The organism is Caballeronia sordidicola, assembly GCF_002220365.1.
GTDB lineage: Bacteria > Pseudomonadota > Gammaproteobacteria > Burkholderiales > Burkholderiaceae > Caballeronia > Caballeronia sordidicola_C.
On record NZ_MTHB01000057.1, the window covers coordinates 24,092 to 37,093 of the forward strand.

Below are 13,002 nucleotides of genomic sequence, written 5' to 3' on the forward strand. Positions count from 1 at the left end.
CGGGGCGGTCTGCTGAGTCAGGCTGCCGGTACACACGCAAGGGAGTAGTTATGCAAGAGCGCGAGCGCAGCCGATCGAGCCGTGATGTCACTACGATGTTCTCGCAGGAAGCGGGGCAGGTGGTCGAGTTTCAGGGCTCACCGAACTGGGCAATCAATCTGCCGTTCTTTTTGAAGTGCGGGTGCGTGGGCGTGCTGGTTACATGCACGGCATTCGTTACCGCAAGCCTGGCGTCACCGTTGCCGCTTGTCGCGTCATTGCTTGCGATCGTGGCCGTTGCCGTGGCCGCCGCATTGCGCGCGGCGACGACGGCCTATACGGAGATTGTGATCGATAGCGTTCGCTTGACCTATCGCACCGGGATCCTCACTCGCCGGGTGGCAAGTGTAGAGATGTATCGCGTCCAAAACGTCGAGTGCGTGAGCGACTGGTGGGAACGCCTGCTTGGCTTTGGGACACTGGTGGTCGAAAGCAGCGATGTGAATCATCCGCGCTGGATTCTTCGCGGCATGAACAACGTAGAGTCTTTGCGCGAATGGATGAACCAGGCCGCGATCGCGCGACGTGATGCGAAGGGCATTCGTGAAGTCAACATGGGGCGCGTGTGATGTCGGCCAAACGCGGCAGACCAGCTAAGCCTCCAAAAGATCACCTGGCAAAACGGGTGGGCTTCCGGCTTGCCGAGGCCGAGTATGGCGCGTACCTGGAGAAGGTCGCGTGTTCAGGCCTGAGCGCATCCCAGTTCTTTCGGGAATGCGTGCTGACCAATCGAACCACGATCGTGGCACGTGCTCCCGCGAGTGCCGATCGCAAGCGTGCGCTCTTCGTGTTGAACAAGGCCGGCAACAACCTAAACCAGATCGCTCACGTGCTCAACGCTGCGCGTCTGGATAAAAGCGCCACGGGCCAGACCTATGAATCGGCGCTTGATGCACTGGAACAAATCGAGCTGCTTCTGAAGGCGCACCTGCGACATGTTGCTTAGAGCATCCGGCCGGCACGACGGCGTGAAGCAATACCTCGAAAGTGGCCGCAAACAAGGGCGTGATCTTTCTCGCGACGAGCTCGACGAGCGTGTCGTGCTCGCGGGCGACCTGGAGTTGACCGACTCGATCATTCGGTCGATCGACACCGCGCCGGATGTGGATCGCTATCTGTCCGTCACCATGAGCTTTAAGGAAGACGACGTTGATCGCGAAACGCTCGATGCGATCACGGCGGAATTTCGCGCCTTCGTTTCGGTCGCCTATCGCAGCGATGAAATGAATTTTTACGCCGAGGCGCATTTGCCGAAGGTGAAGAGCTATCAGGATGACGCGACCGGCGAACTGGTGGAAAGAAAGCCGCATATTCACGTGGTCATTCCCAAAGTGAATTTGATTTCCGGTGGTCATCTAGAGCCGCTGGGTTACTACAAATCGAACATCGAGTTCGTTGAGGCGTTTCAGGAACACATGAACGCCAAATATGGCTTGGCGAGCCCGAAAGACAATCGCCGGGTCGAACTCACGGATGCGTCCGAGATGATCAGTCGATATAAGGGCGATCTCTTTAAGGAGGCAAGTCGCCAGACCAAAGAGTTGCTGTTCGATGCCATGCTCGATCGCAAGATTGAGCGTTATGACGATTTTCTGGCGATGGTCGCCGAACACGGAGAAACGCGCTTGCGTAACGCCGGCGGCGACAACGAATACGCCAATGTGAAACCCGCTGATGCCGCGAAGGGCGTGAACCTGAAGGAAGCGGTGTTTTCTCGCGCCTTCGTCGAGTTGCCCACCAGCGAGAAGCTGCTGCAGCTCGCGGCCGACATTCAGCCTAAATATGAAGTGAGCAGCAGCCCGCGTGAAACAGCGCCGCACATGCTCGCTGCTTTGGAGCAATGGCGCGAGACGCGCGCCCTCGAAGTCAAGTATCTCAACAACGGCAACACCAACAGTTTCCCGGCCTACCAGGCGGGTTCGCGTGCAGAGCGCGTGGCAATGCTCGCCGAGCGCGAAGACGCGTTTTATTCAAGACATCTCAAGGACCATCATGACCGAGCATCAGGAACACGAGCAGGGCCGGGAACCGCAAGATCCGCCGACCGCATCGATCGAGTCGGCAACGACGTCTTCGAGCAACGCCTTCGACGCGATCGACGATTACATGAATTCGACCGAGGAAGAAACGCCCTCGATGCCCCCTTCCCGCGAGGCGAGCGAGAACGAAGCGAGCCTGAGCGAGGTGGATGGGGACTTCCGCAACGTAGCCCCGAGTCCGGAGCACGCAGCGGTGTTTCAGGGCGCGGGCAGTCTGGCGCTCTCCCAGCTTCCCAAGGAAATTCGACCCAGTCCCCCAACGGTATGTCAGGTTTGTCCGGGCTCCCTGTGGACCGGTTCGCCCCGCGACGCGCAGTGCTGGTGCCGGATCATGCACTTCACCAGTTGGAGCTCGAACGCGCCCTACCAGCGCATCGCGTGCGACGGGATAGCGATCGCCGAGCAGATGGCCGGCGAGTAAAGACGCCAATAAGCGCGACGCCAACCGGACGGGTCGCTGACACCACCGTGTCGCAGCGTGTGCGCGATGCCAGTGAGCGTCACTCGGCATCGGCCTCCGGCAAACAATCCGAATTCTCCGAGATCGGTCAGCAGCTCGACGCGCGGCGGTTGCTTGCCGAACTGTCGCATTCACATGGCGTGCGGCCAGAGAAATATCCGCTGACGGTGGCCAAGGATGGCAGTACGCGGATCCGCGCTGGATCCCGCCACCTGAACGTCTCCGACTTCCTGACGAAAGAACTGCATCTGTCGTGGCGGGACGCCTCGCAGATCCTGCGCGATTCGTACCGCCGTCAGGTCGATGGCGCTGTAGCTGCGTCGGCGCGTGAATTGCCGCGCGCAACGCTGTGGCGCGAGTTCACGGGCGAGCGTGACGCGTTGAGGTCAGACCGGCAAGCGGCCATGCAATCGCAGAAGGCGAGCGAAAACGCACGCCGCGGCGAGATCAAACAAACCTTCGCGGCCGCTCGCGACCTGGCGCGCAACGACCTGAGCTTGCGGCCATCCGCTCGCCGTGCGGCGGTGTCAGTCGCCCGCATGGCGCGCGTGGCCGCCGAACAGGCATTGCGTGCGCAAAGCCAGGTCGAACGCGACAACCTGGTCGCCAAACATGGCCCCGCGGCCGGTCCCTCGTTCGGTGACTTCCTGCAGGCGAAGGCCCAGGGAGGTGACACCCGCGCGCTGGCCGAGCTGCGCCGCTTGCGGCCAAGCGCGTCCGAGTCGCCGAAAGACGGCGAGAACTGGATCCTGCCGGCCGGCAATACACCGGGACTGGCCGAGCGCAACGAGATTGTCTACCGTGCGCCACGCCTCACCTTTGAAGTCCACGCGAGCGGCGATGTCACCTACCGGCATGACGGCCGCAGCGTGGTGCGCGATCAGGGTCCGTCGGTTAAGGTCCTGAAGACCGATCGCGAGGCAATTGAATCCGGGTTGCGCCTGGCGCAAGCCAAATTCGGCAACGTGCTCAAGCTCGATGGGCCGGTGGAATTTCAGCGCGAAGCTGCGAAGGTCGCGGCTGAGGCAGGTCTGTATGTTGAGTTCGCCGACGACACGCTGAACCAGGTGATGCAGGCACGCCGCGCCGAGCTCGTTGTCGAGCGTGCGAACACTGTTACTGCGCGCTCGCGCGCCGGGCCGCGTGCTGTTGCGGGCGAGCCAACGGTGGCGCCGATCTCGCCAGTCTCGCCCACGCCAGCCGTCGTCAACCCGCCGAAAGAGCCCAAGCGCTAGGGATGGTCGACTCAATCCACGCTCCCGGCCCTGGAGCGCGTCCAGTCGACGCGAGCTGCTTGCCCTATCCGCCTAAAACGGGCGTTGGGGGCATTCCGCGCATTCTCACGGCACTGATCGGCAAACTCGATGCGTACCTGGAAGATCCGGCAGACTGCCTGCCGAGCCTGAACGTCGCCAATGGCAAACCGCGCCAGCAGCGCCGCGATCGCCGGTTCGCGTGCGTGCAGCTGCTGCGCGCCCACATCAAATACCTCGATCTGCCGAGCTTGCGCGTTGGCATTCCGCAAGGTGACGGCAACTTCATGAGCGTCACGCTGCGCTTTCTCGCGCGCCAGGCCGGGATCGGCTTGCGTCGCGCCGAGCGGGCGATGCGAGATCTGCAGTCAGCCGGACTCGTTCGCAGCCAGCAACGGTGCGAACTGGACGAAGCTGGCCACTACCGTGGGCTCGCGTCGCTGCGCCAGTTGCCGCCGGCGCTATTCGGCGCGTTCGGCCTGGCGAAGTGGCTCAAGCACGAACGCAGCAAGGCCATTCTTCGGCGCTATCGCGCAGCGGCGGCCGCGGCGAAAGAGGGCCGTCGCGAGCGAGAAGCCGCGCAAGGTGCCTTGTTTCTGGAAAGCATGCGTCACCAGCTTGAACGCGGCCGCAAGGCTACGCCGAAATCTGGTCACGCCAATGCTAGCCACCTCGACATCGCTCGCAGCACGGACCCACTGCTCGACGACCAGGTGCGCCGACGCATCGGTGCACTCAAGCTGCAACATCCGGACTGGAACCGCGAGGCGTGCTACGAGCACGCCTACCGTGAGCTGACTCCATCAGCACGGCACAAGCCCTTCACGACCCCGCCACCCGTTTAGCGATTCCGTTTCGCCCGTAGCCCTGATTGCTGCGCGAGGCCCGCGTGCGCCCGCACAACGGCATCTGCCCGCTCGTCCGTGTGAAAGCCACGTCCTGAACTGCCGCGATCTTGCTGAACCGAGCTTCGATCGCCGGTTGCATCGACATGCCGCCCATGCACGTCCCCAAAATCACCGCGATCGGCGCTCGCGAAGCGCTTACTGTCGGCAACACCCCGACTTAACTGTCGGTTCATAATCACCGCCTTCTATCAGTACCTTCGAGTCTTTAATTCCACGCCCCAAAGGGGCCTAAACCGTTGCCTCCGGCAGCTGGACGGCCCGGCCGCAAAGCGCAGGCTCAACCGGATCGCCCCTATGCTTTGCTCCGGGTCGCCGCTCTCCCACGCCTTCGGCGCGGTGCCCGTGCGGCTCGATCCGGGCGCGACGGTGCGCGCACAACGCGTTCGGTCTGCCACGCTAAAAGCGGCTTGCAGGAATGAGGGCAGCATGCGCCTGGCCCTGCAAAGACGTGCGTGGTTCGCGCAGCTCAGAGCGACACCGCGAACACTCGGTGGCCGTTTTGACGAACCGGCCAGCGGTAACGTCCCGCAGCTTTTCGCGGCGCGTGCGGTATCCCACGTACTTTTTTGCCAGTCATCTGGCCCCGACCTTTGATAAAGATAATCACCTATGAATGAAGGGCTGGGCGTTCGAAAAATCCAATTTCTAAGTGAGGCCGTCCGTACCTTAGAGGGACAGAGTGTGTGATCTCGCGCAAACGTTTAATTAAGAAACTATCTGATCTATAGAGTGAGTTCACAGGACAGCCGTTGCTTTCTTCAGTTCAATGCGCGAGAGGCCACACCCGTTGCCGCCAATGCGCTCCATAATTCCACCCAAATGGGGAAAACCATTAGAACTATAAATAGGAAAAATTATGAGAGCTGTAGTCGGGTCAGAAGGCACCGAGAAAAAATCGCCTAAACATTCGGCTCACTTGGCCGAAACCCAACTCGATCACCTGCAACAGGTATTGGGTGGTTTTCTGGCTGCACAGGGGGCAGTAGTCATTCAGGGCCTTGACAAAGACTATTGGGCTGCTCGGGTAAGCGCCATCGCTGCCGACTTCCACCTGCTACCGTTCCAACAGCTCCGCCTCGCCAGACTGGAGCAGCTCTTGAACGTCTACGAAGCGCATACCGCGCCGAGTCTCGCCGAAGCGCACGACGCACAAGCACGCGCAGCAGCATGAATGTTTGCCGCGATGCTGCAAACTGATTTGTAGGCTGGCTCGCGGTCACTTTCTTGTGCCCTTGCCGCCGCGTGGCGGCTTATCGTCGCCAGCCGTGTCGTCCGTTTTCAGCGCGGCCAGCAGCGCGGCATTCTGAGCCTGCGTCGCTTCGAGTTGACCGGCCAGTTTCGCGCCGGCTTCGCGCGCCTCGGCCGCGAGCTGTCGCGCTTCGTCGCGCTCGACCTGCGCACTCCGCATCTGCTCGGCCTGCGCCTCGGCGCGTGCGTGAGCTTTCGTCACCTCGCCGCTGGCTGCGTCGGTTCGCTGATTCGCCGCGTCAATTTCTCGGCCGGTCATCGCTTTTCGACAACGCCAAAACCGTCCCTGAGTCGATGACGCGGGGTCTGTCGGCACAAGGTACACCTGAACCGGACGTCGGGAGTGGGACGCCAACCAAGTCAGGTTGAACTGTGATTCGAGATTATCTGACACCTGCGCCCCGAGCTCTTAGGCTTCAATCTGACGGCTTCGGGCTTGCCGTACGAAAAATCCATTTCTTGAGAGCACCCCGGTTCGCGTAGCTCAGAGCGACATGGCGAACACCCAGTGGGTGCTTCGGAGATCGCGTTCAGACACGGTGAACGTGGCGCGATCAAACGCGCTGCTGACTCGGCGCGTCGCGGCGACCTGGCGGCTTCACCGCCGGGGTTTCCAAAGGGGCTCCCCCTTTGGGCACCATATGTTCGAGAAAATGGCGAAGCTATTTTGTCGAACATATGCAACGTGCCTCCGCTTACCTGAAAAATGAGCGCTATGAGTCATTTTGATGCACATCAATTCAGTTTAGCTACTCGGTGATTCAATCTGTGACTTAAAGATTCACTTTCACTTATTTAAGATTCGTCTGTAGTACAGTGAGGGTACAAGCTGATTCGTCTGGATTGAAAATGGACTTGGACATCGCAAAAACACGTTTCGCACACCTCGCAAGCAGCGATCAACGCTCTAAAACCGCTCGCTTCCGGGACGTTTTCGATTCCGTCGATGCAGCAATTTGTGCAGGGGTGTCGCTCCAAACTGCACGTGATGAACTTGCCAATCTCGGGCTCGATCTGAATCTCAATACCTTCAAAGTCATCCTCAGACGTTTGCGCAAACAGCGAGAACTCGTTAGCAGCAACCATCCCGAATCGGCTGCAAAAAATAGTCCGCCAAGATCCGGGTTGGACAGAGTTTTGCCATCCGCGACGGCGACGATTCCGGTATCGGAACCCACACTCATCACCAAGCAAAATCCCCTGCAAGTCGCTGCCGCTTTTCCCAATCGAATCGAAGAACCAGTCGGGCTGCCCGAAGATTGGAGAACCTGCAAGCCGTTTAAGGGGATGGATAAATTACTAACACGGGAGCAAAAAGTGGAACGGACCGCCGCCCGTGACAAAATTTTCAACCCCAGCATCTATGACACGCCATTGCCAAGCCTGAAAAACACCTGACAGGCATAAAGCGTTTTGCAGGAGGGGGATTTTTCGAACGCGGACGGAACAGACCGAAACCGATGGACAAAAAAACCGCCGACCATCGCAGAGGCCAGCGGAATCGGATTGTTCAGAATACTTAGGCGTGGACTTTGGCGGTCAGATCGATCCCCAGCGCTCTCATCACGGCAAGGGTCGTTTTCAGTGTCGGGTTGCCGGTCTCGCTAAACGATCGGTACAACTGCTCACGCGATAACCCTGTGTCTTTCGCAATCTGTGTCATTCCCTTCGCACGAGCAACAATCCCCAACGCTTTCGCAATGTATGCAGCGTCACCCGTCTCCAACGCATCCGCCATAAAAAATGCAATTTCTTCGCTATCTACGAGCGCGGCGGCTGGATCGTAGGTCGTCAGTTTTTCAGCCATCTATTCCTCCCATTCTTGGGCCAATTTTTTCGCTAAATCGATGTCGCGTGTCTGCGTGCTTTTATCGCCCCCGCACAACAACACGACAAGCGTAGTCCCACGCTGCTGAAGATAAACGCGATATCCGGGACCAAAATGAATTCTCAACTCGCTCACGCCATTGCCTACCGGAGAAATGTCTCCGGGGGCATGGTTCAAAAAACCCGCATTTTAGTGAACAGTAGACGTGCAGAATCCAGCCCGGCATGCAACGTAAGCGGGCAGCTATTGTTCTTTAAATCCGGAATTGAGTTAGGCTACCCGCTGCTTGAAACAGGCGAAACCGAGCATTTCGAGCCAGGGCAGATGGGGTTTCCCGGTCATCGCCTGCGCCGCTGTTTTATTCTTCAACCGCTCATGCCGACTTCGCATGAACGGCTTATGGTTTAGATAAAACTGCAGGAGTCCGATGATTTTTTGGCTGACAGTTTTCCGTTCAACCAGGTAAGGCCGAAGACGGCTGTGCAGATTCTCAACCATGGAACTGCAGCGATGCGTTTTGCCCAGAATGGCGAGCACCGCATCTTCTATCTCGTCGTATTTCTCGCCAATCAGATCTTCCAATGCCGATGACCGGTCGTGATAAGCGCAGTGATCGATGCTGTATCGGGACGTATAGCATACGTTCCAGACGGTGTCGATCGATATGTCGTACTGCGCGGCCAGTTGCGCAAACTGGTCATTCAAGGCATCAGCGACATCCAGCAACGCATCGCGCCGATAATGCAGGGATGTGACAATGGCATCGATGCGATGCGGATGCCGCCCTGCGATGATCGACATCTGGGCAACGATAAAGTCATAGAGCATGGCGCGGACTTGCGGCTCATAGCCCGCGAGTTGCAGCACATCGTGTTGCAACCACTGCGCGAGAAGCCCGAAGGTGGCGTGCGTTTCTTCCAGTGCGACAAGCTCGCTCAGCGCAATGGACGCGGCCGACGACTGCGCTTTTTTCTTTCGCGCATCGCGCTCCTTTTCTGCGCGGCGGACAAGCTTGAGCGTCGCCGTTGTGCGCGATGCCACCTGGTTTTTCAGGTGCCGGGCGCAGTCTCTCAGGTCTCGGATAAAGTGAAAATGATCATGCCGCAAGGTCGTCTTGGGCAATATGTCAGCATGGCCTTTGATCAAACCTTTGGCACTATCCACAATGCTGGTATCGGGCGCGTAGCCGCGTGCCTGAAGATCAAGCAGATGAATTCCCCATGTTTCATGGTCGCGATCACCCGCGCGGGCCAGCAGTGCGCAAAAGCGCGACTCAATATCCACGACACTGAGGATGGGCTGATTGCGGTGGAACACTTCGTCAGCGGCACTGGCTTTGATCGGGCTGAGTTCATAGGCCTCATTCAAGGCAGCCGCCTTGCCGGCAGCCGCATCAAGAATGTTGAACACCGATCCCAGTGCGACCGGATAATCGAAAATGCTCTTCAGGAAAGACATGATGCCGCGATAGCTTGAGTTGCAGATGCAAAACAACCCGACGACCATCTGATGGATAAATGACCGGGTAACCGGGATGGTAAACAGCGTCTCATCATCGCCCGCATCCTTGAATTCATTGGCGGCGGCTTCCAGTGCCCGGTTCTTCTGGGCATGAACCGTCGTGCGGCTGCAATGGAAATTTCTCGCTATCTCGGTGATCGTTTATTGGCCACGGATCGCCTGGAGCGCCATCGAGCATTTCGTGGCTACAGGAATGCGTTTTACTGGAATTTGGAAAACCATTGATATCGTGAGCGAAGGCGTCTAAATGACAATTCCTTCCTTCTCGCAAAAAAACCCTACACCGACGAATGGGTGTTCACTGCAAATGAACCATGCCTGGAATTCTATCCGGAATTCCGATATTACTGATAAGGCTATCGTTGAAGCGAACCCTCGGTCTTCAAAACTACCGGTTTTGGAACTTGATTGGGATTTCCATGGAGATCTCTAGGCGATCAGACAAAGTAGGACTTTGGAATAACAATGCAGGAATGCTTTTGGCAAAAATGTCCGCAGAGACAATTTTTTGCCAGAACCTGATCTGCGGTCTGTTGCTGGTGGCCATTGCACACCATCAGGGTCTTCTTGTCTCGTCAGTACTTGATAACACACCAAATGAGATCAAGATTTTTGTAGCTGCGCTTATGGTTATTGCGGTCATCCATAGGAATGTGGTGTTCCTTTACCGTCAGTCGTTCCTTTATGAGGAGTCGTGCCTCGACGCAGGGCAACGCTCCCGCAAGGGATGAGTGGTCGGCTTCGATGGTATATGTAACCCGAGAGTCATCCATATCGCGTCCATCGGTAAGTACTTCGGGGCTGCTCGCCGCCCCCAAATCCGACAACGATAGATCGGCTATTGCAGGAGTACTTACTTACTCATCGATCCTGTTTTGCAACGACTGGCCACGCCGAAAAGCAGCTGATGATTGAAGGATCGGCGCGGTTTTGCTCGGCACTCAACGGTGCCGATCCTCGGCATTTGTTTACAACTGTTCCCAGTTATAAACTTTCTCCCAGCGGCCGCCTTCCCAGCTCGTCCGCTTTATTCGAATTGCCGCCTGGGTGGAAACCGTCGAGGCAATCATGGAACAACACGAAGCGAAGAATTACAAGCAATATGCAGAATGGCAGCGGCAGGAGAGGCAAAAAGGCATGACGCCGGGAGTGTCATGCAATTCGCACGAAGCTAGAACGGCAAGGGCGTTCATGGACCAGCGGAATGCGACCCAGCATCCGGCGCCGAAAAATACCTTCACGGCGACGCCGCCAAACTACTACAGACGGCCCTCGCAAAACTTCTACACCCCGCCCACGACAAGCCGAGCGCCAATACAATCGGTACAAGGCGGGGGAATGACGTCGGAAGGCAGTGGCGGGGGCGTCCTGATCCTTACCCTGTTCCTGGTCGGCCTCGGACTGGCGGTTCTGTACTGGCTTGGCCTGACGTTAGGAACGGTGGTTGTGATAGGTGGCGCTATCGCGCTATGCGTGCTCGGTGTTGTGCTCGTCCGGGCGCTATGGGCCATGATCTCGGATCATCTTTATGTCGTCAGCGGCTTGGTGATTTCAGTGGGGATCTTCTTGCTGATGCGGGCGCATTAAGCAGGCTGCAGTTTGATCTATAAACGGCCCGAAGAGGCCCGGAATTCCATTTGGATAGCCAAGTGGAATTCCGGCGAAAGTTTTAGAAAAAAGATAGCTGCCGCCGAAAATAACGTCCCTGCAGGAAAGTGAATAAATGATTACCCCTATGGTTCGTATGGGCGTGACCATTGGAAAGGCAGATAGCGCAAACGTTTATTGCAATGCGCGCATTCATGGACTAGCTTTTAATCGCTTAATCTTTATTACCAAAAATTTCAATCAACATAAGATATTATAATTTGGGTGAGGTCAGCATGGAACAAGCCCGTAGAAAGGTTATTATAGGGTCGTTAGCTATCCTAGGTAATTCAGCCATGCAGTCGACTGGGCTTGGGATCGCATCCATGCTTGCTGCATGTGGTGGTGGTGGGGGAGGAGGAGGGAATAACGAGACGTCAACTCCTACGCTGAATATATCATCTGTCTCAAGTAGCACACCCACAGCATTAACACCGATTTCGCTTTCAACGACCGGTTTGAATATAGCTGCTGCATTCACGGTAACATTATTAAATTCCTCAGGATATAATGCGACAATTAATCCCATTCGAACTGCTTCCGATGGAACAGTTATCATTTCCGTTCCATTATACATAGATCCGGCAACCGGAAAAACGAGTCCGTTATCTGCATCGGTTCAAATTACTCAAGGTTCTCTTTCCTCGAATCCTGTCCCACTTTCCATCGCTGATATTCCAACCACGGCGAGTTACGGGGTAACTGCAGGAGAAATTTCCCGCGCATTTTTCAACGCGCAAGAAATATATTTAGGAATAACGGTCAATTCCCTTCAGGCAATGCGCTCGCTAAAAACGAGCAAAACCAACACAGCAACTGTCCAACAGCATATCGCGGCACAACAAATAAATATAATCGAAGCAAGATCTAATATCGATCTCATTGTTTCGGGGAGTCAATCATCATTAAGAGTTGGAACAACGAAGGATGGTGCTGCAATTGCATTTGATGCCAATTCGGTCGACATCATGGATCGAACCATCGCCATGTATCTGCAGTCGATTGGCTACTTGCCGACTACCATCTACAGCTCCGTAGTGGCAGATGCAAACGCGGCGCGAACGCCTAGCGCTTCTTCAAAAAATCTTGTTCCGGTAAAGCGCCCAGTCACACCGAAGAGCGTTATTGATGGACTGGGGCTCTATAACGGGTCCCTCAGCCTCACGAACTCAGCGATTCAAGCGGCGGGTGCGAAAAATTCTACGGATAATTTTATTGCAATCGGTCAAGGCATCTCAACCGCTGCACTCATTCTTGGCGCGGTCGTAGCCAGTCCAGAATTGATTGCTGCCGCTACGATTGTTGGAACCGGCTATGCGATCACCGCGATCGCGAACGACGGATATAAATGGTACACCGCTTCAAACGCAATTGACGCGGCCAATGGCGATCCCGCCAAATTAGCGGTGGCCCAAAGCCAACTAAACGACGCCCAGGCTAACTTTGCAGTAGACACTTTCGGCGCTATGCTTGGCGTCTTTGGATTCCCCTCTGAGGTAGCAAGTGATGTCGGACTTGGCGCTCAAGTTGTCACCGCGTTAACAGCGGCACAACAGCAAGCAGTGCCAGGCTTGGCGGTCCAAGGACTAACGCTAATTAACGGTATTGCCGGGCTTGTTGTAGCTGCAAACGGAGCGGAAGCAACTGCGGATGGACAGACTATGAATTCTTCAAATGCGGAAATTCCACCAGCGGCGGATTCGTTCGGCTTTGCCGATGGCGCGATGACAATCGCTAATCCAAACGCACCGATATTGTGGCCTCTTACCGGTGTTTCACTCACTGATCCCGGTACGAGTTCAAACTTCACCACGCTGGCGGACACCAGTGGCGATTACAGCCTCCTCGTCCCGATAGGCGTGCCAGGATTTGACTATCCACAAATGAGTATTGTTCCTTACGATCCGGTAAGCGGCGAGCAACTTTCCTCGCCGCAGACGGTAAACTTATCCACCCTGAGCCCGGCTGCGCCTGTGAATATTTCACCTCACTCCGGTGTTTGCAATGACACTGACGCGTCCGACCCCGATTCAGATGATCCAGACTGCGATTAAGGAAT

13 protein-coding genes are annotated in these 13,002 nt (G+C 56.6%); 9 read left to right on the forward strand and 4 right to left on the reverse strand.

The features are described 5' to 3' along the window. Nucleotides 1-50: 50 nt before the first annotated feature. From BSU04_RS10280 to BSU04_RS10305, 5 genes are all read left to right on the forward strand, one after another. Nucleotides 51-608, forward strand: a complete 558-nt coding sequence (locus BSU04_RS10280; protein ID WP_089160519.1) for a PH domain-containing protein — start codon at nucleotides 51-53, stop codon at nucleotides 606-608. Then, nucleotides 608-985 (forward strand): plasmid mobilization protein, encoded by a 378-nt coding sequence (locus BSU04_RS10285; RefSeq protein WP_089160520.1) that lies wholly within the window; start codon nucleotides 608-610, stop codon nucleotides 983-985. Before BSU04_RS10280 ends, BSU04_RS10285 begins: the two co-directional genes overlap by 1 nt. Next, nucleotides 975-3,773: an LPD7 domain-containing protein gene (locus tag BSU04_RS10290; protein ID WP_089160521.1), complete on the forward strand. Its 2,799-nt coding sequence runs from the start codon at nucleotides 975-977 to the stop codon at nucleotides 3,771-3,773. The genes BSU04_RS10285 and BSU04_RS10290 overlap by 11 nt, the downstream gene beginning before the upstream one ends. A 2-nt stretch (nucleotides 3,774-3,775) precedes the next feature. Beyond that, nucleotides 3,776-4,636, forward strand: coding sequence for a hypothetical protein (locus BSU04_RS10295; RefSeq protein ID WP_256982411.1), 861 nt, complete (start codon nucleotides 3,776-3,778; stop codon nucleotides 4,634-4,636). A gap of 919 nt (nucleotides 4,637-5,555) precedes the next feature. Next, nucleotides 5,556-5,870, forward strand: a complete 315-nt coding sequence (locus BSU04_RS10305; RefSeq protein WP_089160523.1) for a hypothetical protein — start codon at nucleotides 5,556-5,558, stop codon at nucleotides 5,868-5,870. A gap of 45 nt (nucleotides 5,871-5,915) precedes the next feature. Here BSU04_RS10305 and BSU04_RS10310 read toward each other — a convergent pair whose 3' ends face one another. Continuing rightward, nucleotides 5,916-6,206: a hypothetical protein gene (locus tag BSU04_RS10310; RefSeq protein ID WP_089160524.1), complete on the reverse strand. Its 291-nt coding sequence runs from the start codon at nucleotides 6,204-6,206 to the stop codon at nucleotides 5,916-5,918. 590 nt (nucleotides 6,207-6,796) lie between these two features. On the opposite strand from BSU04_RS10310, the gene BSU04_RS10315 reads away from it, so the two are divergent. Next, the gene (locus tag BSU04_RS10315; protein ID WP_089160525.1) at nucleotides 6,797-7,345 is read left to right on the forward strand and encodes a hypothetical protein; all 549 of its coding nucleotides are present in this window, start codon (nucleotides 6,797-6,799) and stop codon (nucleotides 7,343-7,345) included. 121 nt (nucleotides 7,346-7,466) lie between these two features. Here the strand turns inward: BSU04_RS10315 and BSU04_RS10320 are convergent, their stop codons facing one another. From BSU04_RS10320 to BSU04_RS10330, 3 genes are all read right to left on the reverse strand, one after another. Further along, complete coding sequence (locus tag BSU04_RS10320; protein ID WP_089160526.1) at nucleotides 7,467-7,754, reverse strand: addiction module antidote protein; 288 nt, start codon at nucleotides 7,752-7,754, stop codon at nucleotides 7,467-7,469. Next, nucleotides 7,755-7,952 carry a type II toxin-antitoxin system RelE/ParE family toxin gene (locus BSU04_RS10325; RefSeq protein WP_089160527.1) on the reverse strand — a complete coding sequence of 66 codons (198 nt, stop codon included), beginning with the start codon at nucleotides 7,950-7,952 and terminating at the stop codon, nucleotides 7,755-7,757. Nucleotides 7,953-8,045: 93 nt separating this feature from the next. Then, a complete protein-coding gene (locus tag BSU04_RS10330) occupies nucleotides 8,046-9,233 on the reverse strand; it encodes a transposase (protein ID WP_089160528.1) in 1,188 nt (395 codons plus the stop codon). Between the two features lie 425 nt (nucleotides 9,234-9,658). Here BSU04_RS10330 and BSU04_RS10335 point away from each other — a divergent pair, with 425 nt between their 5' ends. The 3 genes from BSU04_RS10335 to BSU04_RS45290 all read left to right on the forward strand — a co-directional run bounded on the left by BSU04_RS10335 (nucleotide 9,659) and on the right by BSU04_RS45290 (nucleotide 12,997). Then, a complete protein-coding gene (locus tag BSU04_RS10335; RefSeq protein ID WP_144021183.1) occupies nucleotides 9,659-10,027 on the forward strand; it encodes a hypothetical protein in 369 nt (122 codons plus the stop codon). 337 nt (nucleotides 10,028-10,364) lie between these two features. Next, nucleotides 10,365-10,883, forward strand: coding sequence for a hypothetical protein (locus tag BSU04_RS10340; protein WP_144021184.1), 519 nt, complete (start codon nucleotides 10,365-10,367; stop codon nucleotides 10,881-10,883). A 296-nt stretch (nucleotides 10,884-11,179) separates the two neighbouring features. Beyond that, nucleotides 11,180-12,997, forward strand: coding sequence for a hypothetical protein (locus BSU04_RS45290; protein WP_144021185.1), 1,818 nt, complete (start codon nucleotides 11,180-11,182; stop codon nucleotides 12,995-12,997). Nucleotides 12,998-13,002: the final 5 nt, after the last annotated feature.